The sequence below is a fragment of the Lysinibacillus sp. LZ02 genome (genome assembly GCF_050613145.1).
GTDB lineage: Bacteria > Bacillota > Bacilli > Bacillales_A > Planococcaceae > Lysinibacillus_B.
The window spans coordinates 2,404,303-2,429,000 of the sequence record NZ_CP192507.1; the positions used below are offsets into that span (position 1 = coordinate 2,404,303).

The 24,698-nt window shown below is 36.8% G+C and carries 27 protein-coding genes; 8 read left to right on the forward strand and 19 right to left on the reverse strand.

The window, feature by feature from the left end; genetic code table 11:
• Positions 1–499: 499 nt before the first annotated feature.
• The gene (gene mqo / locus ACQQ2I_RS11730) at positions 500–2,056 is read right to left on the reverse strand and encodes a malate dehydrogenase (quinone) (protein ID WP_431030499.1); all 1,557 of its coding nucleotides are present in this window, start codon (positions 2,054–2,056) and stop codon (positions 500–502) included.
• A 920-nt stretch (positions 2,057–2,976) separates the two neighbouring features.
• Between mqo and ACQQ2I_RS11735 the strand changes: the two genes are divergently transcribed.
• Positions 2,977–3,468: a hypothetical protein gene (locus tag ACQQ2I_RS11735; RefSeq protein ID WP_431030500.1), complete on the forward strand. Its 492-nt coding sequence runs from the start codon at positions 2,977–2,979 to the stop codon at positions 3,466–3,468.
• A gap of 95 nt (positions 3,469–3,563) precedes the next feature.
• On the opposite strand, the gene ACQQ2I_RS11740 is transcribed toward ACQQ2I_RS11735, so the two are convergent.
• Together ACQQ2I_RS11740 and ACQQ2I_RS11745 are read right to left on the reverse strand one after the other, a co-directional pair.
• A complete protein-coding gene (locus ACQQ2I_RS11740; protein WP_431026982.1) occupies positions 3,564–3,848 on the reverse strand; it encodes a hypothetical protein in 285 nt (94 codons plus the stop codon).
• 164 nt (positions 3,849–4,012) lie between these two features.
• Positions 4,013–4,558, reverse strand: a complete 546-nt coding sequence (locus ACQQ2I_RS11745; protein WP_431026983.1) for a histidine phosphatase family protein — start codon at positions 4,556–4,558, stop codon at positions 4,013–4,015.
• Positions 4,559–4,749: 191 nt separating this feature from the next.
• On the opposite strand from ACQQ2I_RS11745, the gene ACQQ2I_RS11750 reads away from it, so the two are divergent.
• Positions 4,750–5,985: an NAD(P)/FAD-dependent oxidoreductase gene (locus ACQQ2I_RS11750; protein ID WP_431026984.1), complete on the forward strand. Its 1,236-nt coding sequence runs from the start codon at positions 4,750–4,752 to the stop codon at positions 5,983–5,985.
• Between the two features lie 284 nt (positions 5,986–6,269).
• Entirely contained in the window at positions 6,270–6,977 is a 708-nt protein-coding gene (locus ACQQ2I_RS11755; protein ID WP_431026985.1) for a class I SAM-dependent methyltransferase, read from the forward strand.
• A 120-nt stretch (positions 6,978–7,097) separates the two neighbouring features.
• Here the strand turns inward: ACQQ2I_RS11755 and ACQQ2I_RS11760 are convergent, their stop codons facing one another.
• The 7 genes from ACQQ2I_RS11760 to ACQQ2I_RS11790 all read right to left on the reverse strand — a co-directional run bounded on the left by ACQQ2I_RS11760 (position 7,098) and on the right by ACQQ2I_RS11790 (position 10,710).
• Positions 7,098–7,382 (reverse strand): hypothetical protein, encoded by a 285-nt coding sequence (locus tag ACQQ2I_RS11760; protein WP_431026986.1) that lies wholly within the window; start codon positions 7,380–7,382, stop codon positions 7,098–7,100.
• Between the two features lie 315 nt (positions 7,383–7,697).
• Entirely contained in the window at positions 7,698–8,177 is a 480-nt protein-coding gene (locus tag ACQQ2I_RS11765) for a hypothetical protein (RefSeq protein WP_431026987.1), read from the reverse strand.
• Positions 8,178–8,565: 388 nt separating this feature from the next.
• Positions 8,566–8,787: a DUF3955 domain-containing protein gene (locus ACQQ2I_RS11770; RefSeq protein ID WP_431026988.1), complete on the reverse strand. Its 222-nt coding sequence runs from the start codon at positions 8,785–8,787 to the stop codon at positions 8,566–8,568.
• Between the two features lie 24 nt (positions 8,788–8,811).
• Entirely contained in the window at positions 8,812–9,021 is a 210-nt protein-coding gene (locus tag ACQQ2I_RS11775; protein ID WP_431026989.1) for a helix-turn-helix domain-containing protein, read from the reverse strand.
• Positions 9,022–9,029: 8 nt separating this feature from the next.
• Positions 9,030–9,509, reverse strand: a complete 480-nt coding sequence (locus ACQQ2I_RS11780) for a DUF2975 domain-containing protein (protein ID WP_431026990.1) — start codon at positions 9,507–9,509, stop codon at positions 9,030–9,032.
• Between the two features lie 364 nt (positions 9,510–9,873).
• Positions 9,874–10,044, reverse strand: coding sequence for a hypothetical protein (locus tag ACQQ2I_RS11785; RefSeq protein WP_431026991.1), 171 nt, complete (start codon positions 10,042–10,044; stop codon positions 9,874–9,876).
• A 21-nt stretch (positions 10,045–10,065) separates the two neighbouring features.
• A complete protein-coding gene (locus ACQQ2I_RS11790) occupies positions 10,066–10,710 on the reverse strand; it encodes an NUDIX hydrolase (protein WP_431026992.1) in 645 nt (214 codons plus the stop codon).
• A gap of 351 nt (positions 10,711–11,061) precedes the next feature.
• Between ACQQ2I_RS11790 and ACQQ2I_RS11795 the strand changes: the two genes are divergently transcribed.
• The 3 genes from ACQQ2I_RS11795 (at position 11,062) to ACQQ2I_RS11805 (ending at position 12,441) form a co-directional block, all read left to right on the forward strand.
• Positions 11,062–11,484 (forward strand): Ohr family peroxiredoxin, encoded by a 423-nt coding sequence (locus ACQQ2I_RS11795; RefSeq protein ID WP_431030501.1) that lies wholly within the window; start codon positions 11,062–11,064, stop codon positions 11,482–11,484.
• Positions 11,485–11,675: 191 nt separating this feature from the next.
• Positions 11,676–12,038 carry a YbgA family protein gene (locus tag ACQQ2I_RS11800; protein WP_431026993.1) on the forward strand — a complete coding sequence of 121 codons (363 nt, stop codon included), beginning with the start codon at positions 11,676–11,678 and terminating at the stop codon, positions 12,036–12,038.
• 85 nt (positions 12,039–12,123) lie between these two features.
• Positions 12,124–12,441 carry a BRCT domain-containing protein gene (locus tag ACQQ2I_RS11805; RefSeq protein ID WP_431026994.1) on the forward strand — a complete coding sequence of 106 codons (318 nt, stop codon included), beginning with the start codon at positions 12,124–12,126 and terminating at the stop codon, positions 12,439–12,441.
• A 348-nt stretch (positions 12,442–12,789) separates the two neighbouring features.
• Here ACQQ2I_RS11805 and ACQQ2I_RS11810 read toward each other — a convergent pair whose 3' ends face one another.
• From ACQQ2I_RS11810 to ACQQ2I_RS11840, 7 genes are all read right to left on the reverse strand, one after another.
• Positions 12,790–14,490, reverse strand: coding sequence for a methyl-accepting chemotaxis protein (locus ACQQ2I_RS11810; protein ID WP_431026995.1), 1,701 nt, complete (start codon positions 14,488–14,490; stop codon positions 12,790–12,792).
• A gap of 236 nt (positions 14,491–14,726) precedes the next feature.
• Entirely contained in the window at positions 14,727–15,953 is a 1,227-nt protein-coding gene (locus ACQQ2I_RS11815; RefSeq protein WP_431026996.1) for a glutathionylspermidine synthase family protein, read from the reverse strand.
• Complete coding sequence (locus ACQQ2I_RS11820) at positions 15,950–16,405, reverse strand: RNA helicase (RefSeq protein WP_431026997.1); 456 nt, start codon at positions 16,403–16,405, stop codon at positions 15,950–15,952. Before ACQQ2I_RS11820 ends, ACQQ2I_RS11815 begins: the two co-directional genes overlap by 4 nt.
• 18 nt (positions 16,406–16,423) lie before the next feature.
• Entirely contained in the window at positions 16,424–16,822 is a 399-nt protein-coding gene (locus tag ACQQ2I_RS11825) for a DUF350 domain-containing protein (RefSeq protein WP_431026998.1), read from the reverse strand.
• A gap of 27 nt (positions 16,823–16,849) precedes the next feature.
• Complete coding sequence (locus ACQQ2I_RS11830; RefSeq protein ID WP_431026999.1) at positions 16,850–17,185, reverse strand: aminotransferase yhxA; 336 nt, start codon at positions 17,183–17,185, stop codon at positions 16,850–16,852.
• 504 nt (positions 17,186–17,689) lie between these two features.
• Entirely contained in the window at positions 17,690–18,958 is a 1,269-nt protein-coding gene (locus ACQQ2I_RS11835; RefSeq protein ID WP_431027000.1) for an MFS transporter, read from the reverse strand.
• Between the two features lie 37 nt (positions 18,959–18,995).
• The gene (locus ACQQ2I_RS11840) at positions 18,996–19,802 is read right to left on the reverse strand and encodes an SDR family NAD(P)-dependent oxidoreductase (protein ID WP_431027001.1); all 807 of its coding nucleotides are present in this window, start codon (positions 19,800–19,802) and stop codon (positions 18,996–18,998) included.
• A gap of 484 nt (positions 19,803–20,286) precedes the next feature.
• Between ACQQ2I_RS11840 and ACQQ2I_RS11845 the strand changes: the two genes are divergently transcribed.
• Positions 20,287–20,763: a hypothetical protein gene (locus tag ACQQ2I_RS11845; protein ID WP_431027003.1), complete on the forward strand. Its 477-nt coding sequence runs from the start codon at positions 20,287–20,289 to the stop codon at positions 20,761–20,763.
• Between the two features lie 96 nt (positions 20,764–20,859).
• Here the strand turns inward: ACQQ2I_RS11845 and ACQQ2I_RS11850 are convergent, their stop codons facing one another.
• On the reverse strand, positions 20,860–22,113 hold the full coding sequence (locus ACQQ2I_RS11850; protein ID WP_431027004.1) for a murein hydrolase activator EnvC family protein: 1,254 nt from the start codon (positions 22,111–22,113) through the stop codon (positions 20,860–20,862).
• 465 nt (positions 22,114–22,578) lie between these two features.
• Between ACQQ2I_RS11850 and ACQQ2I_RS11855 the strand changes: the two genes are divergently transcribed.
• A complete protein-coding gene (locus ACQQ2I_RS11855) occupies positions 22,579–23,520 on the forward strand; it encodes an SDR family NAD(P)-dependent oxidoreductase (protein ID WP_431027005.1) in 942 nt (313 codons plus the stop codon).
• A 72-nt stretch (positions 23,521–23,592) separates the two neighbouring features.
• Here the strand turns inward: ACQQ2I_RS11855 and ACQQ2I_RS11860 are convergent, their stop codons facing one another.
• On the reverse strand, positions 23,593–24,399 hold the full coding sequence (locus ACQQ2I_RS11860) for an SDR family NAD(P)-dependent oxidoreductase (protein WP_431027006.1): 807 nt from the start codon (positions 24,397–24,399) through the stop codon (positions 23,593–23,595).
• Positions 24,400–24,698 lie beyond the last annotated feature (299 nt).

Sequence of the window (24,698 nt, forward strand, 5' to 3'; positions counted from 1 at the left end):
AATAAAAAATGAATATAATCGAGCATAATACGTCGTCATCCAAAATGGTCGATACATGTCTTTATGCTGTCGTGATTCATACAAAAACAATAAATTCCTGTATATCGCAATAAAAAAAAACAATGACGCGCGATTTTTTACTAAAAAAATCATACACACGATTTAAAAATCGCCCAAAACGTCAGTAGTCAATTTTGATATACGACTTAGCTGAGAATAAGTGCCATTCAGGTAAATAGACCCAATTTGACACTTATTTAAAATTAAGTTGTATCTCGATTTCGCTAGGTGACATAATCTAGGTATCAACATGATTGATTTTAATTAATAGAAGTAAAAAATAATCGCCCTTCCTTTAGAGTAGGCAACGGTTACTACAAATGTCGGAAGGTTTAAAATGACTTATATAGGTTTACGCACTCTAGAAGATTTATCGAATAACTGAAAAAACCTTCAATCTAAAAATAGATTGAAGGTTTTTATTTTCTACACGAAAGAATTAGCTATGCACTAGCTCTTTTTTGCTTAGTTCAAGTGCTTCTCCTGTTGAAGCATGAATTTCACGTAGAAGCTCTGGGTGATCCATTAATGATAAACCGTAAGAAGGGATCATCTCTTTAATTTTTGGCTCCCACTCTTTCATGTTTTGTGGGAAGCAACGTTTGATTACTTCAAGCATAACGTGTACGGCAGTAGAAGCACCTGGAGAAGCACCTAGTAACGCTGCAACTGAACCATCTGCTGCTGTAATAACCTCTGTACCGAATTGAAGCGTTCCTTTACCCCCCGCTTCAGTATCTTTAATAACTTGTACACGTTGACCTGCTACGATAATATCCCAGTCATCTGCTTGTGCGTTCGGGATAAAATCACGTAACTCTTCAATACGTTGTTCTTTTGATAACATGAGCTGCTGAATTAAGTACTTTGTTAAAGACATTTCTTTAACACCTGCCGCTAATAATGTTGTAATATTATGCGGTTTTACAGAAGCAAATAAATCCATATTTGAACCTGTTTTTAAGAACTTCGGTGAGAAGCCTGCAAATGGTCCGAATAATAATGATTTTTTGTTATCGATATAACGTGTATCAAGGTGAGGTACAGACATTGGTGGTGCACCAACTTTAGCTTTTCCGTATACTTTTGCATTGTGTTGCTCAACGATTTCTTGATTGTTACATGCTAAGAATAATCCACTAATTGGGAATCCACCGATATGTTTCCCTTCAGGAATACCTGTTTTTTGTAATAGCTCTAAGCTGCCTCCACCTGCGCCAAGGAAGATGAATTTTGCATAGTGGTAGTGCATTTTACAAGCATCGTTATCGTACACTTTTACTTCCCATAAACCTTCTTTCGTACGTTTAACACTCTCAACACTATGATTGTAGCGAACATCTACGTTTTGTGTTTGTAAATGGCTAACTAACATACGTGTTAACGCACCAAAGTTGACGTCTGTACCTGTGTCGATTTTTGTCGCCGCGATACGGTCGTTTGCTGGACGGTCTTGCATCATTACCGGAATCCATTCTTTTAATGTTTCTGGATCATCAGAAAACTCCATTCCTTGGAATAATGGATTTTGTGACATTGTTTCGAAACGTTTCTTTAAAAACTTGATATTTTCTTCACCTTGTACCATACTCATATGAGGTAATGGCATAATGAAGTCTTGTGGATTACGAATTAAATTGTTTTTTACTAAATATGACCAAAACTGCATTGAAACTTGGAATTGTTCATTAACATTAATTGCTTTTTTAATGTCAACCGAGCCGTCCGGTTTTTCAGAAGTGTAGTTAAGCTCGCACAGTGCTGCGTGCCCTGTACCAGCATTATTTAATTCGTGAGAGCTTTCCTCTCCTGCTTTTTCAAGCTTCTCAAATACTTTAATATTCCAGTCTGGTGCTAATTCTTTAATGAGTGTCCCTAAAGTCGCACTCATAATTCCGGCACCAATTAAGATAACGTCTGTTGTATTCTCTCTGTTACTCATTTTTACCTTCCTTTTATATCTTAAGATTTGCAGAAAGGATGCAAGCGCTCCCATTGTAGGCGTCATAGCAAGCCGCGACCTAGGAACACACCTTTCTTTTCTGTATCATTTATAACCATATCATAGTCTATCACAATTATTAATAGATTAAAACATCTACTACCTGTAGGATATTTATAAGCCATTCAAAATCAGGGAAAAGCGAGAATTTTTAGACATTAAAAAGATATCTAGCTCTTTTGTAGATGGTTCAAAATATCGTCACATTCTCGAAATTTAGAAATATTACTTGTTTTAATTACTCATTCGAGTTACAATGAACACTTATATCTTTATAGTTTCTCACCATCACTTAATTTTGACTTCCGTTCCGGCTTCACTCCAATCGATAAGCATTTCATTTAAGTTAGTAGCTAATCACCGACTTTCAGTGAATAACTTATTCTATAATAATATAATAAAACATAAAATAACTAAATATCTTATTAGTACAATTTCTACAAAAACCCCTAGAACTTTTTAGCCCTAAAGGTGCATCATTGGCTCTATTTCATATAGTTTCTCTGTATTTCCTGAATTATCTTGCCATTAATTAGAACAATACGTTTTACGGCTTAGTCACTTATCTTGTGCATGATACATAAATTAAATTGATACTTATAGCATTTATCAGATGTGTTGATTATGAGCGTGCTTTTTAGTGCAATGATTAATAAAAAGGCGCTTGCTCGTTGATTGGAGCGGAGGCGACTCGACTCCAGCAGGAACAGCACGAGCTGAAAATCCATTTCTTTCGGCATTAGCCGAAAGAAATTAGTTGAGACCGTGCCTGCGGAAAGCGAGTCAACCGTAGCGGAAATCAACGTATTCCAATTTTCTCTTTAACAATAAGAGGGAAATCAACACGCGTGAGCATTTATAGAAATGCAATTAACATTAGACAATGGCGATTTTCAAAAAGGAAAGGAATGGCTATGGTAAATTTTAAATCTTTTCGTGGCGTTGTTACGCAGATTAATGATTTTTTCGTTGGGCAAAATGGTGAAAGTGAAGGCTGTTACAAGCTCATAACTGTAGAAGACGAGAATGGCAGCATCGTCAATTTTGTCGTCTCCCCTACTACTTACTTTGTAAACCAGGAAATTGTGGCTATTGGTAATCAAATTACGGGCTATTATGATGGCGATGCACCCGTCCCTTTAATATACCCACCGCAATACCGCGCACTGATCATCGTAAAAGAAAACAACTTCCAAAATGTGAAAGTAGACTTTTTTAATAGCCAATTAGTAAGTAGCGATGGCCAATTAAAGTTAAATCTCTCTCCCTACACACCGATTTCACTAATAAATGAACAACCTTTTTCCAAAAATCCTGCCAATCGAAACTTAATTGTCATCTATGGTCCGACTACAAGAAGTATCCCAGCTCAAACCACGCCTTATAAAATAATCGTTTGGTGTTAAAATGAATGATAGGAAACACATGGGACACTACATTCCCTATCAAAATAAATGCACGAAATGTGAAATCCATTTCGTGCATTTGTGATGATCTAACCTTAATATTCCCTATCTTCTATAATGTCCTGTGCTTCTTGTAATTGTTGCTTCATCAGCTCTAAGTGATCTTTATTTTGCTCGACTATATCCATATGCTCGTTTCGTTGTTCTGCATTTGAACGTGCATTTTCTGCATGGGATATGGAATTGAAAGCATGCTCAACCGCGATTTCCTCTGGGTGTGTCATCGCTTGCTTCACAGCACGATCTGCCTTTTGGACAGAGTTACTGAACAACGTACTTGGATGATCCTTTTTCCAACTTGTATCTGAGTGCTTAGCCAATTATGTCGCTTCCCTTCCTGCGAATTAAATAAGTTGATCTAGACCATAGTATTATAAATTGGGCAGAAAACTATGCACGTATCGTAAGGAAGAAAATAGCTAATAAATGCCTTTATAGATGAGACATCTTTCATCCCCTAAATAGCTATGATAACTTTTTTAAACTACTGGCTACTTACTAACGCCGCGAAATCTTCTAAAGATAACTTTTTGAGGACTTCATAACCTTTTCCTATTCCTAAAGGTCTGATAATGACTGTTCCCATGTTTGATATTTGACCTAAGCCTATATGATCTGGAAAACCATGGGCAATAATGACTTGATTTGTTCCTTTAGGTGGTTTCATTTCTAATATAGATTGAAGTGTATTTAATGTGTGTTCTTTCCCTAATGGATTTGCATCTAATTTATAAACTTCAAACCAAAAAGGGTTTATTTGAACAGGTACACGACCGAAAGCTAATTGTGCCGTTTCGATTGTTCTGCAAAATGGACTGGCCTGAATAGGGAGACGAATTGGAATTCGCAAATAACGAACAATGTCCCCATAGTAAATAGCTTGTCTTCTCCCTAGTTCAGAAAGGTTTCTTTGGGTACAGCAGTTTTGGAAATGTATATATGGCTGGTCTTCACCAACTGTTGCTTCCCCATGCCGAACATATAAGATCAATCCTCCTTCTCTCAGTAAATCTAAGAGCGATTTTTCCACCTTACTTGCCTCCCTCCAACTAATATCTAAACCTACAGCTATTGTATGAATATGTATGTAAACCTGTTAAACACCGACAAATCAGTTACAGTTCCATTAACTTACGCTTTTTTTTGTGCAATCATTAGTGTTTTTCATATGTCTGTTGGAAATAATACTTTTACACTTTCATTTGCAAGGAGACGAAGTTTATGGACGTACAGTCTGGAACATATTATTGGCCAACCACATTTCCCGATGCACCAACCTATAAAAAGTTAGAAAAAGATATTATTTGTGATGTGCTCATTGTTGGAGGTGGAAGCTCTGCCGCGCAATGTGCTTATTATTTTGCCAATACACATTTAGATGTCGTTGTAATTGAAAAATCAACTATTGGGAGCGGTAGTACAAGTACAAATACCGCACTCATCCAGTATTCAGGTGAAAAAATGTTTACGGATTTGATGAATACCTTTGGAGAAGCGTATATTGAAAGGCATTTAGCATTATTAAAAACAGCTATTGATGACATTGAAAAAGCGTCCAATATAGTCTCCATCGACTGTGAATTTACACGTCGTGATACGTTATATTCCGCCAGCTGTCCAGCAGACGTTGCACGTTTAAAAAAGGAATATGAGTTTTTAGCAAAAAACAACTGTGACGTTGCCTTTTGGACAAAAGATGATATTGAAGAAAACTATCCCTTTAGCAGAGATGCCGCTATATACTCATATAACGATGCGGAAATCAATCCTTTTAAATTTACGCATGCACTGTTTGATTATGCTTTTAAAAAGGGCGTTCGCATTTATGAACAGACAGAAATGAATGGACATCATTATGACGAGCAATTAGAGCGGATGATTGTTTCTACTAAAAATAAACATACCATTCAGGCACGCTATGTCATATTTGCAGCGGGGTATGAAGGGATAGATATAAAAAAAGAGAAACAGGTGTCTTTTGTTAGCACTTATACAGTCACGACAAATGCAGTCGATGATTTTTCGGACTGGTATAACCGAACACTCCTTTGGGAAACCGCGCGTCCTTATTTATATTTGCGTACAACGAAAGACAATCGCATTATTATCGGTGGCCTTGACGACAATACAACGTACCCGGAAAATCGAGATTCGAAGTTAATCCACAAAAAGGATAAATTGATTGAAGAATTGAAGAACATGTTTCCTAATATAACAGTAACGCCAGCGTACTACTTAGCCGCTTTTTACGGTGGCATCACAGATGGTCTTCCTATCATCGGTGTTTATGAGCAATATCCCAAAAGCTATTTCCTTTTCGCTTTCGGTGACAACGGGACGGTATACAGCCAATTGTTAGCGAAACTAATCGCCGAGGAAATTTCAGAAGGTCATAGCCGTGACTTACAATACTATTTACAACATCGTCCGCTGCTTAACACGAGGAAAGACACATAAGGTTAACAGTTATTCTGACTATATAAATCATCTTAAAACTGTCGACATTGAACGGTCAAAAAAATGGCGCGAGCAAAACATCGCTGTATCCAATCAAAAGCTTCGCAACATGTAGGCGGATTTTTAAAGTCAATCGTTATGTTAGAACATTAAAATGCACTTATATAGTTGCTGTAACATGCTACAGTTTCACCTCTATTCTCCCCGCCGCTACCTTTTGTGGGAACCCGTCTATTTTTCATATCATATGATACCAATAATTATGAATGAAGAAGGTGATTGTCATGGGTAACTCTAAATATCTGGATTTTCTATCTAAATTCGGTGTAGGCGGTGCACACCCTGGTGGGATGGAGTTAACACAGGAGCTTTTCACTAACGAAAACATCAACAATGCGACTCGCATTCTTGATGTTGGATGTGGTACAGGTCAAACGGTCGCCTATTTAGCTAAAACATATGGCGCACAAGTGACGGGCATAGATATTCACCCGCTCATGGTGGCGAAAGCGCAGGAAAGAATGAGAAAAGCACACTTACCTGTAGACATCATGCAAGGCTCTATCGAACAAATTCCGTTACAAGACCAGACATTTGATTGGATTATTTCCGAATCGGTTCTTTCTTTTGTTCATACACCGCAGGCACTGAAAGAAGTGTTTCGATTACTTAAAAATGGAGGACAATTCATTGCAAATGAACTGATCATTACTGAACCTTTCGAAGCAGACATCGAAAAGAAAATCAAAGAATTTTATGGATTTACATCGATTTTTACGGAACAGGATTGGCTAACTTGTTTGAAACAAGCTGGCTTTACCCATATTCGTATCGTAAAAAAACGCCCCATCGACCAAAGTCAGTCAACCCCTGAATTTCATTATTCAAATGATATTGAGCCAGAGCTTTACGAAATCATGGATCAGCATGTTGAGATGACCGTAAAGTATAAAGACATTTGGGACTATCGTATTTTTTTATGTACGAAATAGCGATTAGATATACGAAACCTCTTTATTCCCTTTTAAATTGAGTCAAACTGAGTAGCATAAAAAAGCACATCAACTTACGTTCCATTGATGTGCACCATCTCTTCTTCGATTAAAGACAAGCTACCTAAACATGCTTAACAATGCCCCCATTTGCCTAAGCATATTCACCCCATTTGTGATTGTTCCCGCATGACCCATAATGGCATTTAAATGCTCTGGTAATCTTCCAAACTGTGAAAATTGAGGTTGTTGATAAGGGGAGTAGAAAAATTGCTCCTGCCCTCTCATTTGATTAGGCACAAAAAAAGGATTACCCGGTCTTCTCATTTGAGTAGGAGGCCCAAATCTTTGTCTATACATTGGCGAGATCGGTCTTCTTCTATTATCTGGCGGATAAAATCGCATATTACTTCACCACCTATCACGCTTAAACTTTAATATAGTATATGTTGGTATTTTCTAGTAGCTTAGACATTTAGGAAATGAAGTTTAGCTCACATACTAAGGTGTCTGTACAAATTGAACAGTATTATATAATTTTCGCGGACACATAACAAAGTAGCTCCTCCTACTTTTTCAGTTATCTGCACACATAACTCTAATAAGTAAGGGCAACAAAAAAAGAGAGCCTTATAACCTGCTCTCACTACACAATATAAAATGCTCTCAAAAACTAAACATACACTTCTTAATATATTGTAAATGCTGCATACCCCACTCTTATCTGTCTAACTGTTGTAAAATGTGCAGTATTTTCTTTTTATGTGAATGGCCGATCAAGTTACCATATTGGATATCTTTTGTAGCTCGTGCTTCGAACTCAGCAATCCAATCTCTTTGCCCCATCGCATTTGCTTTTGTTTCATACATATCAAAACTTGGTGAAGCTGAACCCTTCGCCACTTCCTTTATAGACTGCGTTGCTCGCCCATAATCAAACGTTAAAATAGCAACTTCACCTAATGAAAGCTCACCCGCTTCATATAAGGCATGAGAAATATCAACGATTTGTTCAAATGTCGCATTTCGTACATCATATTTACTTGAAAGTTCCTCGTAAATATCTTCATTTGATTCATTCTCAATTTTATTTTCCTTTAAGTTTGTTGTTGCTGCAACCTCCTTAAAATCTATGTTCGTTTTTGAAGTTGCTTTAGATTGATAAGCTGTTGCCATACTTCCTAAAGATTCAATTCTCATTTAATCACTCCTTCAAATTAATAGAGATTAAAAAATAGTTTTTATTTGATGTACATATTGTCAGACATTGTATTCCAATAGGAAAATATCTACTTAATTGTATCGCATCAAATCTGTTCTTTTTAATGGTTATTTGGAACTTATTTACACAAAAGAATTTAAAAAGCCTGCTACCACTGTAATTGTGATAACAGACTTATTTATGAAATAGGGATTGCATGTGCGGGTTTAAAATGATTTGTGATTGTTCTTGCATGCCCCATAACAGCATTTAAATGACCTGGTAATCTTCCAAGCTGAGCCCTTGATCTATTTGTATTAGACAAATGGTTGGTAGCCTCTCTAATTCAAAAGCTAATGAATATTATGCTTAATAGGATACTAAAATCTATTGATTCATTAGAAATTTACGTTTTTTAAACATTGAAATTAATAACATAAAAATTAATGACATCACGCCTAAGAAGAAGAAGAAAAAACCAATCGGAATTAAGAAGAACGGCTCTTCTAAAGTACCATCTGGCGCCACACTACTTCCTATCATAGTGTATGCAATAAAACATAGTACCCCTAAAAAAATGGGTGTAGATGCAATTAAATATTTTTTCATAATAACCCTCCATTAATAATAAATTTAATCCTTTTTTTTATACTCCAAGATATCACCTGGTTGACAGTCTAATACTTCACATATTTTTTCTAATGTCGAAAATTTTATAGCCTTTGCTTTTCCATTTTTCAATATTGAGACGTTCGCCATTGTAATACCTAGTTTTTCCGATAGTTCCGTAACACTCATTTTTCTCTTCGCCAGCATTACATCAAGATTAACTATGATAGTCATGTTACACCTCAAATCGTTAATTCGTTATCCTGTTTTATTTCACTCGCTTTATGCATTAAGTACGAAAGCAAAGAAGTAAATACAGAAATAACAATTGCAAAAAACAGAATAAGCAAAAGAATCATTAAAAGATTAGTGTTGTAGTTTCCAATGATAAAATTGTATAGTAATGCAACAACATATAAAACTCCTTCTACCATCGCTAATACACTTATCAGTTTTAACCTATTTGCATTTTTAACAGTAAAATCATTCCCTTTATTAACATCTGAGCAAATATTCCAGCCTATACATAAAGCTATAAAATAAGGAACTCCTGTTATCCAAATAAAAGCAATAAAAGGTTTAAATAATGCCTTAAAAGATTCAGAACTTAATAATACGTTTCTTCCTATTTCTGGTCCAACATACAGACAGAATAACAAACCAAATAATCCGCAAAATACAATTATTAATTTTAGCCACTTTGCTAATTCCTGCTGTTTCATAATTCACCGCCTTCTCTACTTCTATAGGTAGAATACGCCACAACACATCCTTAGTCAATAATTATTTATCGTAAAACAATAAATTATTATTGTATCTCACAATTACCCCCTCGGATTGTAGATGTTTTTTATAATTAAGCTACCACTATAAAATATTTATGACCCTGTAAAAATTCTTTAACTGTTAAATTCAATCCCAAGTGACGGTGATGAGCCTTATTAAACTAAAAATAATTATTTTCAGTGCATTTCTTAGAATTAGTTGCATTAAAAAACACTCTCGAATGAGAGTGCAAAATAATATAAATCATAACCGACATAATGACAGAACTACTTTAAAGCATCATGCGTGTTGATTTACCTTTTATTGTGAACGGGCACCTTGGAATACGTTGATTTCCGCTACGGCTGACTCGCTTTCCGCAAACTCAGCTTCAACTAATTTCTTTCGACAAGTGCCGAAAGAAATGGATTTTCCTGCAGGAGTCGAGTCGCCCCCGCTCCAATCAACGAGCAAGTCCCTTTTATCAACCATTCCACTAAAATATCATGCTTTTTAGTTTTTCCCCGTACTCTTCTTGGATCGATTGATAATCTCTATAAAATGCTTTAAAATCCTAGCTGTTAAACCCCAAATGGTGTACTGCTCATAATCAAAAAACCATTCCTCCATTGCACGAGTTCTCCATTGATACTGCGCACCGTTCATAATTTTATCAAAGGGAAAGTCTGACGAAGGCATTGGTTCAATGGCTACTGAATGCATATACGGCTCATGATTTAATAACCAGTTAACGGGCACCGTAAATACTTCTTCCACTTCTTCTTTGTTGTAACAATGAATCGTTTGATCGTAATCAATCGTTGCGACAAATGGATACACAACAAAGGAAGGCGATGCAATATAAGGACTTAATTGCCCGACAACATTCACCGTGTCTGGATCGACACCTAATTCTTCTGATGTTTCTCGTACAGCAGCTGCTAGTGGCGATGCATCCGTTGCATCGATTCGACCACCAGGGAAGCTAATATCCCCCGGCTGTTTGCGCATCGTCAATGAACGGACTTCAAAAAGGATATGCCATTCTCCATCCACTTGCACTAACGGAATCAAAATAGCTGAACGAAAAGCGGTTTCCTCCCCCATAAATAGGGATTGATTTTGATGTAATTGATTCTTCAATTTGTCTAGGAACATAAAACTCCCCTCACCTTAAAGTTTTCTATTCTTTTTATCGTATCATTAATAGGTTAATGGATAAAGAATATCGGCATGCTATAGTTTAGCATTTTCAATTCCTTTTGAATGAAACTTATTATATGTGAGGAACTCTCGTTATATTAGCTTAAATAGTGGTTCGCTTACAATGGAGATGGTTTTCTAGTAAGAAACCCTCGCATACAGTAAACCAAATTTTAATCAGAACAATTCAAGCAACCTAATCACGTTAAAATTTCCTTCTTTAATCTTTATAATTTGCACATATTAACACTTTCATATGGAAAAATTAATGATGGTTGTAAATTTCAATTTAAGGAGATGGAAATGATGTCGGATCTTTTATTTACTGCAAATGCAACAGCTTTTGGCGGACTAGAAGGAAAAGTACAGTCACCGGATAGCATGATTAATATGAAAACTGTCCTCCCTGGAAGTCAACATGCAGAGAAATTAGACAATGCTACAAATCCTGAGCAATTATTCGCAGCGGCATACGCAGCTTGCTTTGATAGTGCTTTACAAATTGTAGCGAATAAGGAACAGATCAACTTCGATTCCGAGGTTACAGCTACTGTCAGCTTATCCGAAGATGACATCGGTGAAGGCTACCAACTAGCTATTCACTTACAAGTAAAAGGCAACAATATCGAAAAAAGCCAATTAGAAGATTTAGTTCAAAAAGCAAGCCAAGTGTGGCCATACTCAGAAGCTAAAAGAAAAAATATGGATTTTTCATTAGAGGTACAATAGTAAACGAAGAAAGACACATCTCGACCGAAATTGGTCGAGATGATGTTGTATATTTGCGAACATCTAAAAAATCTCACTTACTTATGATACGATTGTCTATAACGAGTCTAATTGTAGTTTCACTTTGATGTTTTATTATTAAAATGAAGTAGCACTCGATTTCAAATGATTATTTTTTAAGAGGCGATAGTATGAACCGTCAACAAACCGAAAAATTATGGCGTGAAGAGAAATACCGTGTGATGTCCCATAGTCAAAAGCATTACAATCAAATCAGGCAAGCGATGCGTGATCAGTTGACCTATGCACAAATTGAACAATTAATCCACGCTGCGCTACAACAACCACCAACTGCAGGAAGTATGAGCAATGCGTGCCAGCATATGTGGGGATATTTCCGTAAAGTAGCTACACCCGAAGAAAAGCAAACATACGAACAACTGCTACACGGGAAGGATTTCTCAACACTTCTTTACTTGTTACAACAATTAGCCAATCAATATAACGTCACTTATTTACGAGAAAGTACGATTTTACAGCGTGAAGAACAATAAGACATATTCTTTTATATACTAGCACCTGTTATTATAATCCTCTCGAAGACTATAAGTTAGATCGTATAACTTTAGGAGAACTAACATGAATCAAAACAAGAACAATACAGAAGTCATCTACCTTTCTGACCCATCTGAATGCTTGAGGCATCCCTTTCATCATAAACAAATCGTCTTTACAGGAGCCCTTTCCACGATGACACGTTCAGAAGCGGCGAAAAAAGTGCGAGCTTGCGGAGGAATTATACAAGGGGCTGTTACAAAGGAAACCGATTTCGTGATTCTTGGAAAACAACGCCGTAGCATTAGTACAAAACAATTAAAAGCAGAGCAATTCATTCACCTTGGTTTAGACATTCAAATGGTTACTGAAGATGATTTTATATGGCTTATTTCTATGTAAATAATACATATACCACTATCTTCCTAAACCCCATCTCATCAAAAAAGGTATGCAAAACAACGTTGTTCACATACCTTTTCATATATTTTATTTTGGAAAACTAGGATAATCGTTTAAAAGATAATACGGAGAATATTATAGAAGAACCAGATTCTTTTGTTGAAGCAAAAAATCTAGCCTATATCTCTCCTTTCAACATCCCGTACATAACACACTATACCAAAAACGACCTTAAGCCCCTTAGTATTCACGCTACCGTCTGTGCGAGTTAATTCCATTCAAAATCTGGACGCAATGACGTCGAGGCGTCAGTGATATTGCACTAAACAGAAACATTTCAGCTATGCTTTATAATTTAAACTTATCGACTTTATGTTTAAGAACCTCTGAGATTTCTTCGACTTTAGACACATTGTCGACAATGTGACTAATTACAGTTGATTGATCTTTTGAAGCTACGGCAACTTCCTCTGTCACTGCCGTATTTTCTTCAATAACAGCCGAGATTGTTTCTAAAGCTTCCAAAACTTTTTGAGAATCTCTTTGAAGATTATTAAACAAGCCCTCCATCTGATTCGTATCCTTTTCCGTTTGCCCTACCATATTCACAATCACATCTAAAGCTTCATCACCTTGATTAATCAGTTGCTCTTGCTTTTGAACAGCCTTCAAGTTTTGTTGCATCTTTACTACTGTCGCATTCGTCTCTTTTTGAATAGCCTCTATCAAATCAACGATTCTATTTGCTGCCGATTGAGATTGCTCAGCAAGCTTCCGAACTTCATCTGCTACAACGGCAAACCCTTTTCCATTTTCCCCTGCTCTTGCTGCTTCAATTGCCGCATTTAAAGCAAGTAAATTGGTTTGATTTGCTATATCAGAAATAACATGAATAATTTCTCCTACCTCATCTGAACGCTTGGCCAAACTTTGAACAGTGTCAGTCGCAGATTCGACAGTTTGTATTAACTCATGAAGCTGAACTGTGGCCTCGCGCATTGATGCCTTGCCCTTTTCTGCTGTATCCGTTGAAATTTTGGCATTTTCAACAGTTCTTTTTACTTGAGCAACCCCTTCATGTAGAAAAGTCATCATGTTTGACATCATTTCTAAAATAATATTCACTTCTTCGGATTGCTTTTCTATTCCTACAGCGGTTTCATCCATCGATTGTGTAATATTCATCGAAGCTTCTTCAGTTGTTTTCACAAATGTACCAAGCTCTTGTGTAGTACTATTCATTGTAATGGTTGTTGAATTAATATCTGCAATGATTTCTCTCAAATCGACAACCATTTTTTCAAACGAACGTGACAATGCACTAATTTCACCCTTGCCTTCCGTTTTCACGTGTATATTTAAGTCTCCTTCAGAAATTTTATGTGCTTGCTTTGTTAAACTTTCTAACGGTTTCGTTAATATTTTTGAAAAAACAAAAATAATGATTGTACTAATAATCAAAAAAACACTTATAAGTAGCGCCATTTTCAATTTATTCTTTTTCTCCAAATTGAAAATACCCGTTGCATTGTAATCCACACCGATTACACTAGTAACTTCTCCTGACTTATCCTTAATTGGTATGTAAATTGAAAGTAAATCCCCATATTCATCAGTCGTTAATTCTGCTTCACTTGTTTGACCTGTCTCAAAAACTTGCACCATCTTGTCATACTCTGCACCATTTTCTTCAACATCGCCTATAGCAGCTCCATCCCCCGCTACAACATAAAAATACTCATATCCATTATCTTTTTTCTCTCTACTCATGGTATAAAGATATTTCAACCCATTTGCTACTCTTATTTCTTCAAACGTCTCTATTAATTGTTTATAATAATCGTTTTCTTTTCTATCTTTTAGAATCTCACTATATTTTTCGACATCCACTTGACTAAGAGTATATTCGCCTATTTTATTCGCTTGCTCACTAATGGATTGAACGACTAGTTTAGAAGAGGATTGCATCATAAGAAAGCCTATAGAACCTCCCATTAGTAAAATTAACGTAGAAAATACGACTACCATTCTCATTTTTAAGCTATTCATGCTTTTACCTCTTATTCATTTGTAATTAATCTATTATTGTAAATTCAAAACTTTATTACATATTTAAAAAATACATTGTGATAAAGATATATGAACCACCTACATACTCTCTATCTTCCTTTTCTGCGTAAGTAACTTATTTCCCTTTCACGGTCAGATGTCTGAAAACTAATAAGTGTTTCAACATAAGGCTCACATTGTAGACAAAATGGATTCTTTTGCTGAAAACATTTCCCCTATCTCTTTACACCTACAGGCAAATAATAGGAAAGATTATTCGTAATCCTCCCCCCAACTCGGTACCCAATGGCTGCTGCTTTTCCGTTTAATAGAAAGCTTCCTAACAACAAGTTACCTTCCTGTTTTCCCTTCTCACTACGAAAGGGAATTGTAGGATGCTCGATGTATTGCTGATAGACAGGGGTATACGCCGAATAAGACCTTTGACGATTCGCATGCATTAACTGACCAGCTTGATCAAATATTTCTACTGTGTCTCCCTCTCTCCCAAAGGCAGGCTTTTTCACATAAGCAAGCCCCTTTTGTAAAAAGACATCCGCTTCAAGATATGTCGGAAGGAAATAGTCATCAATCCATTGATGCTCTTGTTCCGTAAAAAAAGGATGCTGCTCTTCATGTAATCCCCAAATAACGGCCTGCACAACTTTATTTTGTAGTAAAAAGGCGGAAGGAGGATTAATAATAGCAAGTTTTTTCTGTTCAACCAGCTCCAATAACCATAAACCAATTGGATTTCCATCATGATCTTCATCCAGTATCAAATTTTCGATTGGGAAAGTTTGACGATACAAAACATCTATTTTCTTCCCCTCTTCATCAAAAAGCCCTACGCCTTTTTGAATATGTAACTGATGGAGGGGTGTAAACTTCGAGGACCGTACACTATGTTGAAGATACAACACCGTTTCATAATCCTCGATATGATCCTCGTGAGCCGTAAAGACAATATGAGGGGATTTCTTATTCGTGCTACCGTATAAACTGTCATGAACGGCTTTTCGTAAAAGTGGCTCCATTCCCTCATTTGGATTTTCCACACCAAATTCTTTGCAGACCATTCCGTTGATAAAAAATAGCTCTTTAATAAATGTAGGTGTATCTGCATTCATTTCAATACACTTATAGCTATCTCCGTATGGAATCAGGTCAAGTCGTGAAATGACACTCTCGGCCGAAAGTGTTTTTAACCTAATAAAGGAAAGAGTCTCTTTTGAAAAGCCCATGTCAAGAAGAGTTTCATCAGTTACCTTTCGAAGTAAGGACCCCATTTTAAAAAATATGGAACCAATTCGTTCACTGACCAGACGGATATGAGCAACCTCAGCTTCAGTCAAAAGCGCCATATCATAAAGTGCATATTCCTCCTCGTAAAGATCTGCCCAAAAGCCTTCTATTTTCTCATAAAATTGCCGTCGCTTTGTATGATACATTTGTTCCGTCAAATCTCTTCTAAATCCTTCACATATATGACATACACGCCGCGGTCTTCATCAATTTCTGTAGAGGTAACAAGCTTTTGTCCAATTCCTGGCACATCCACAACGTCCTTTAAAAGAAAGCGAAGTACTTCAAAATGAGAGCTGCAAGGAATACGAGAAAATAACCGATAATTTTCTCGCTCATTCGGGCTTCGAAACTCAATATGTATCCCTTCGCCTCGAAAGCTTCTTTCATCTTCCCCCGACAGATTTCTTCCTAACTCTTTCACTACTAAAATCTCTTGGTCTCCATCCATCTCATTCGCCGTTAGCTCATATTGGGTTCCTTTCATAATAAAATATGTACATAGCTGTCTTGCATAACATTCATCCATGCCTACATTTGGAATCATATATTCATAGAACGGCTCATAGTGCCCATTCCCTTTATCCATATAGTAAATTAATTGTTTCAATGACTTTCCCACCTCAAGTTAGTAAGATAAACATTTCGCTAAAATCCAACCAACTGCTAATGATAACGATAATAGCATCGTCCCTACTGCTCGATTATCTTCTTCAATCGCTTTTTGAATACTAAAACGGATCGTAATGACTTCTGCTAGAATAAACACAATGATTTGAGAAACAATCCCGATAACGCCCCAAATGGCCATATCCACTAATGATACAGAATATTCAGCAGCGGCTCCTAAAACAAGCGCTAACCCCATCACTTTTCCACCAAGAAGCATGGCCGCTGACACATTTTTCTCAGCAATCAACTTAAATTCCTTAATCTTCGGCGTGCTAATGGTAAATAATGCGACTCCGACAACAAGCAGAAGCAAGGCAACTCCTAAATACGCTAAAAAATTAATATATAAATTCACATAAATCCTCCCTTTTCACTTTAACTTTTATCCACCGTAGCTTTTTGATCCACTACCAAATCCTGAACTTGACTGGGTTCCTCCTTTAAATGAGGCACTATTTTTATATTTTTCATAGTCACTACTTATTAATAATGAATTTTTATCCTTATAATAACGGCCGCCATAGTAGTAATGACCGCGGTAGGTTGAGTCATCATCATCACATACCCACACACCTTGATCGTCGTCCCAGTCCCAATCATCACAATCTCGATCAGTAGGTGGCGGTGGAAGTTCAACACTTGATGAATCGCACCCCGCAAGACCAATTGTCAGTGCAGTCGTTGTTACACCTAGCATTATTTTTCGCGTTTTCTCCACTATTTCACCCCCTTCCTCTATTCACATCATACTATTACGAACTAACGGTAAAAAAGATTCAGAAATATCATTTTTAGGAAATTAAAATTTCAGAGATAGTCCCTGTTATATAAGTTCATTTTAATATTCCAGCATAACGATTGATTTTAAAAATCAACCTACATCTTGCGAGCTTTTGACTGGATACATCGATGTTTTGCTCGGATACGGTAGCTTTTTGAACGTTTACCGAGAGCTTTTGCTCGATTTTTTTATGTGACACGATCCAGACATCCACATGATTGATTTTAATGAGTAGGAGGAAAAATATTTGCTCTTCCTTTATAGTAGGTGGTTGCAAAGCACAGAGGTGACGATATAAACGCTACAAATGTCGCCAGTTTTAAGATGGTTCAAGTAATCGTAACTTAGCATAGTAGATTCGATCCTTCATGCACAATAACGCAAAATTGCACAAGTGACTTGTTTATGGCAAACCACTTGTGCAATGCTTATTTTATGCATCTATTCATTCCAAAAACCTGCTTGTTCTAACTTCTTTTTCCCTTTGAATGCAAGGATTACACATCCGATATTAATGATCAGCATAAAGACAATGGCATATAAAACTAAGCTATAACTTCCGGTAATATCAAATACATAGCCATATGCTGGCAATGCAACGACCGACGAGATGGCTAGTCCTAAGGATGCATTGGCATAGATTTGACTGTATTCTTTATTGCCAAACAAACTTGTTGTCAGAGCTGGCCCCAATGTTCCAATAGAGGAAGAGATAAACCCGAAAAGCCCAACAGCCACCATAATAATGATTGAGCTAGAGGCAAGGAATAATAACAAGCAAATCGCTACTAATCCGACAATCATCGTGAAAAGTGTTGTATTTTTCGACCCAATTTTATCACTTAAAAAGCCAATAATCAGTGCCCCAATGAGTACACCAATCATATAGATACTCATCACACTCCCTGCAAATGTTACATCAAATCCTTTGTTCATTAAAAACGTCGGGATATGCACCGAAAAGCTCGCGATTGAGGTAACTAAAAAGAAAAAGAGTACTAATGCATAAAAAGCCGAAGATTTCTTCGCTACAACCATCGTGACACCTTTATTACTTGCCTCGTTAGCACTCGTATCACCCGTGTTTTTTGCTTCCTCTACCCCATATGGCAGTAGCCCCTTATCTTTTGGTGACTTCCTGATAAGAAGAAATATGACAGGGACAACGATTAAAATAATGGCAATACCAACAATCACATAAGATGCTCTCCAGCCTTGATTCGCAATCAAATTCCCAACGATCGGCTGTGCCACTGCTCCAAGCGCCCCACCTGCAGCACTTAAAATGCCGAGCGCCAGTCCATTACTCTTTTTAAACCACTGATTAATTAACACAGGACCTGCGATAACGGTAATGACCACTCCACCAACCGCTAGTGGAATAGCTAACACATACCAGCCCCAAACCGAATTCATCAAACCAAATAAGGCGAATGCGCTAGCTTGCAAAATGATGGCAATCACTAGTAATAAACGCGTATTATATTTCATCATTAATTTTCCAGCTATCGGTAAAATGATAATCGTCACAATGGCTGATATACTAAAATATAGCGATAAACTTCCGATACCTACGCCAAGATCTTTTGTAACAGGTGTTAAAAAAAGCCCCGCGGAATTATTTAGACCACCTTTTCCTAAACCGACAATAATACATAGTCCTAATAAAATCCACCAGGCATAGTGAACATTCGTTTTATTTTGACTCATGAGGGCTCTCCTATTTGCTTTATATTTTGCATGAAACTTAGTTATGCGCCTTCCTCATCCATTCATTAAAATCTGAAATACTCGGATTGGCAATATAATGTCCGCCTTCTACTTGGATTGTCTGTCCCGTGATGAACTTAGATTCATCGGAAGCTAAAAATAAAACCGTGTATCCTATATCATCCGGTTCACCATGATAAGGTAACACATTATATTTAGCGAAAATATCCAACACCTCAGGCGCCATATTTCGCTTAGCAGCAGGCGTTAAAATCAAACCCGGTGCCACTGCATTACATCGAATATGATCTTTTCCGTATTGTGTAGCGATATACTTTGTCAGATTGATGACCGCTGCTTTAGATGCTCCGTATGCAGCACGAACCGCATCACCGGTAAATCCAGCCATCGATGCTGTATTAATAATCGAGCCGCCACCAGCCTTTATCATGTGCGGTATAGCAAACCTACTCCCAAGCAACACACTCTTTAAATTCACATTCATGAGTCGATCCCATTCATCTAGATCCAGATTTACAACATCTAAATCTTTCTGAAGATTCGTTAATCCAACGTTGTTAAATAATACGGTTATCTGACCAAAATATTCAACGGTATATTCGATTGCTTCCTTAATGGACTTTTCATCTCCCGCATCGAGAAATATTTCAACAGCCTCTCCACCTTGGGCTTTTATACTTTCTACCGCTTCCTTCGCGCCATCCACATTAAAATCCGCGATGACTACTTTTGCCCCTTCTTTCGCTAATAATAGCGCGGTCGATAATCCTATACCTGACGCCCCACCCGTTATGAGTGCGACCTTATCTTGTACTCTTCCCATTGCTCTAAAGCTCCTTTCAAAAATAAACCTCTATATAATTTACCCAATTTTTTTAAACATCCACGGAATTTGTTATTCCAATATTTTCTTATTGGTTGATGAATGTAATGACTTACTTTCCTTAGGCACAGCTTCAACTCATGCTTTTCCTGTTAGAAATCGAGTCGCCTCTGCTCCCATCAATGAGCTAGCACCTTTTATTAATCATGCCATTAAAAATCCACGCTCATCATCTATCAGTATTTGTATAATTAATGTAACTTGTTCAAGCTGTCCACTGGCGTTGTTAATGGATCAATGAGCGGCTTGTCGATGCATAGTTTAAATAAATTGGGGAGTAACATAAAGGAATTTTTATTAACCTCATTTGTATTTGAAATGACGGAAACATATGACAGTCTGAGGCCGTCAACATTCTATGTGTAATCCTTATCGAATTAACAAATTAGAAGAATTGATTATGTGAAGAAGGAGAAGTGGTAAGATGAACAGCAAAAAAACAGTAGTTATAGTAGTAATTATTCTTTTGTTTATTGCCGTATCCATAAGCCTAATCAAGAAAGATATATGGGAAGTGAATGCAGAGTTATTGAAAGACGAAGTGTTATCCATTGAACAATCTGTTGAAACGGTAAATTTAACCGATATCACCCCATTTGAATGGGATGTAGCTTACTCTTTTGACCCATATACAACAAAAGATACGATATATGAAACAGTGGGATATAAATGGGGTAACATCAGTGAAACAGTAAATGAAGGAATGAACCAAATAGTGTTTATGAGGGACGGAAAAGTAGTTTGTTATTTGTATGGATACCCTGAAAACAATGGGTATAGCATCTATTTTACGGGTGAAAATGGAACGGAAGTAACCTCTGCTTCTATGCTTAACGCAGACGAGGATGTAACTTTTCAAGTGGACAGAAGTGATCATGTTATATATTTAAAGAACGATTAAACACCCGATTTGAATAAAAACAAGGGAATCCCAATAAGTGGAACTCCCTCGTTTTTATTCACAATAATCAACATGAACGTTTAACAGCGCCTAAAATTAAAATGGAACATATCTTAATGGGTTGACATGACCAACCTTTTGACCTGCCCAAGTGCCGATATGTAACTCGAAATGTAAATGTGGTCCTGTGACACGACCTGTTGCGCCCATCTTCCCTATTTCTTGTCCTTTTGATACAGTTTGTCCCGCTTTCACACCAATAGAACTCATATGAGCGTAAACACTTGTATAAATCTCACCATTAATCGAGTGAGTTAACATAACTGCATTACCGTATGTACTAAGGGGTGCTGCATAAGAAACGATTCCATCTGCGGCTGCCATAATAGGTGTCCCTATAGAATTAGCTACATCCACCCCATAATGGAATTCACCACCACCAAAACTTCTCCATCCATAACCAGAAGTAAATCTGCCATAAGCTGGTGTCGTCCATGTTCCACTTGATGGCACAACAGCATTGGATGAACCAGAGTTTTTATTGTTCTCTTGTTCACGTGCCAATTCCGCCATCCGCTGTTGTTCTTTTATAATTTTCGCTTCTAACTCTTCACTAATTTCATAAGCTTCTTCATATTCAACTTCCAATTGCTGTTTTGAATGTTTTAATTTTTCTTGTTCAGCTTCAAGTTGGTCAATTAATGTATTTTTATCCGCTTTTTGACTAGTTAATACATTCTTTAAAGATACCAATTCACTGTAATCTCGCTCGAGTTTCAAATGATTTTCATCCAACGCCGATTTCTTTGTTTCTAAAGATTTCTTATCTTCATTTTGTTCCTTCATAATGTCACGATCGGCTTCCATTATCGTGTTAACTGCTGAGAAACGATCAACAAAATCGATAAAACTGTCAGAACCAATTAATACATCGATAAAACTGACTACACCGTTAGATTGTAATGCACGTGCTCGATCATTTAATAATTGTTCACGATCTTCAATCTTTATGCCTAGCTCTTTTATCTCTTCTTGTAATGTTTCAATTTCTTTTTTTGTTATATCAATATTGTTTTTCACACGATCCATTGACTTTTCATTTTCAACAATTTCCTTATTAAGTGCTAAAATCTCATTTAATAATCTATCTTGTTTCGTCTGATTAGCCTCAATTCCATTCTCACTTTCTTTTATTTTATGGTTTAGTTCATTCTTTTTTTGTTCCATTTGTTTTTGTTCATCTTTTAAATCGTTTAAGGTATTGGCATACGCTTGTGGACCGAATAAAAGAGTCGAAACTAATAACATAGAAGAGCTAGCCAAAGCCCCTCTCCTTACAATCTTATTCACTTAAAAAGCCTCCCATAATACTAACCGGTAAACAGTCATTTTTACACACGGGACCATTATAGCACTGATAATATACATGTATTTTTACATTTATATTTCATTTTCAAGGCGATTTTTGTCATATATACTGTTTATACAAATATTAGTAGATAATAAGCGTTATTTTTTAGTAACATTATTGATACAAGACACTTGCTCGTTCATAGAGTAGAGGCGAGCTAGTTATAGTGGAAATTAATATGAAAAATGAAATAATGTTTGTCATCCTACTGAAATATAACACCATCATGCATCCCTTTTTTCACAGACAAAATACTCACTTCATCTTTCCTATATAACGACACAATTCAAAAACCGCTTTCAAATTGGATGCGTATCAAAAAATATTCATATAGAACATAAGATATATAATATGAAAAGCTAGGAACGTAGAAGGACCAAATATAGGTAAAACACAGGAGGTTCATGATGAAAGACAAAATTGTGATTATTACAGGCGCAAATTCTGGGATTGGTAAAGCAGCTGCTCTTAAATTTGCAACAGAAGGATATCGTGTGATTATGGCTTGCCGCAATCTGAAAATTAGTACAGCTGTCCAACACGATATTATGGAAACGACTAAAAATACAAATGTAGATTTGATGGAACTGGATGTTTCTTCTTTTGATTCGATTCGTACATTTTGCGCTGCTTTTAAAGCTAAATACCCGCGGTTGGACATCCTGATTCATAACGCGGCGTACTTAAATCATGGTGAAAAAGAATATAAACTTAGTCCCGAGCATATCGAATTGTCTTTCGCTACGAATACATTCGGTCCTTTTTTCATGACTCGCTTATTGGCAGATCATCTGGCAAAATCACCAGACCCAAGAGTTCTTCATGCTTGTACGACAAATATTAAAAACTTCTTTGACCCGAAAAGGAAGATTGAATTCGACAATTTGCGCGGAGAGTATAAAGGCAAGCGGGCTTATAGCACATATAAGATGTACGGCGACTCGAAAATGGCATTATTAATGCTAACCTTTAAACTGGCAGAAGAATATAAACATTTAGGGATTAAAGTGAATGCGATTCAAATTAACCGTGTGAAACTATCAAAAGAAACGATAGAAAAAATGCATTCCTTTTGGAAAGTATTTGCCCATTTCCAAAACCTCACGAACCCTTTACCAGCAGGCATGGCAGATAACTATTTTCACATTTGTACCTCGGATACATTTAAAGATACGACCGGCCAACTGATCAATCATAAAAAAGAGATTGTAAAACCATCCATATCCGAAAAAGGCTTTGTACAATTGAAAAACATATTCGGTTCAACTACCTATCCTAAATACGCCATCAACCCTCAAAATGTTGAACAAATCTGGAAGTTGAGTATAACTCTCACCGAAAACTAGAATTTCAATTTTTATAAAAAAGCACGAGTGATTTGCTTATAACTCATCACTCGTGCTCTATTTATAGAAAAACTATTTTTGTGCTTGACGCATTAATTCCATAAAGTCTGGAGCACTTGGGTTGGCAATATAATGGCCGCCTTCAACTTGAATCGTTTGACCAGTGATGAACTTAGACTCCTCGGAGGCTAGGAATACAGCTGTATAGCCGATATCATCTGCTTCACCATGGTATGGTAACGCATTGTACTTCGCGAAAATATCTAATACTTGTTGGCTCATATTGCGCTTTGCAGCTGGTGTTAAAATTAAACCAGGTGCAATCGCATTACAGCGGATTTTGTCTTTCCCGTATTGAGCAGCGATGTATTTCGTTAAGTTCACTACAGCTGCCTTCGAAGCGCCATAAGCAGAACGCACAACGTCGCCTGTGAATCCAGCCATTGATGCTGTATTAATAATTGAACCGCCACCAGCTTTCGCCATATGTGGGATGGCATAGCGACTACCAACTAATACACTCTTTAAGTTGACATTCATTAGTCGATCCCACTCCTCTAAATCAAGATTTACTACATCTAAATCTTTCTGAAGATTCGTTAAGCCAACATTGTTAAATAGAACTGTAATCGTACCAAAATGTTGTACTGTTTGCTCGACTGCTTCTTTAATTGAATTTTCATTACCTGCATCAAGGAACATACCGATAGCCTCTCCGCCTTGTGCGTTAATATTTTCAGCTACCTCCTTCGCTCCTTCTACATTAAAATCGGCAACGACTACTTTTGCGCCCTCTTTTGCCAATAATGTTGCTGCAGATAACCCAATACCTGAAGCCCCTCCTGTAACTAATGCTACTTTACCTTGTACTCTTCCCATTGATAAGCACTCCTTTCTTGTGATGTATAAACATCCATTTAATTTTTTCGTTTGATCACCCCGATCAACTGATGTCATTTCTATGGGAATTCGATCTGTGCTCTGGAATGGGCATCAGTTACCGGCATCCTCTCTTCGGAATTTTGCATAAATCATCAAACAGGATAAATCAACTTTTAGCAAGACCTGCGCCATCCACCTTAAACAATGGATGGTATATTAACCAATTCAAAAATGATAGGACCGAATGGACTCACCCTTAAAAACAACAGGACATTCTGAATAATTTCCCTAACATA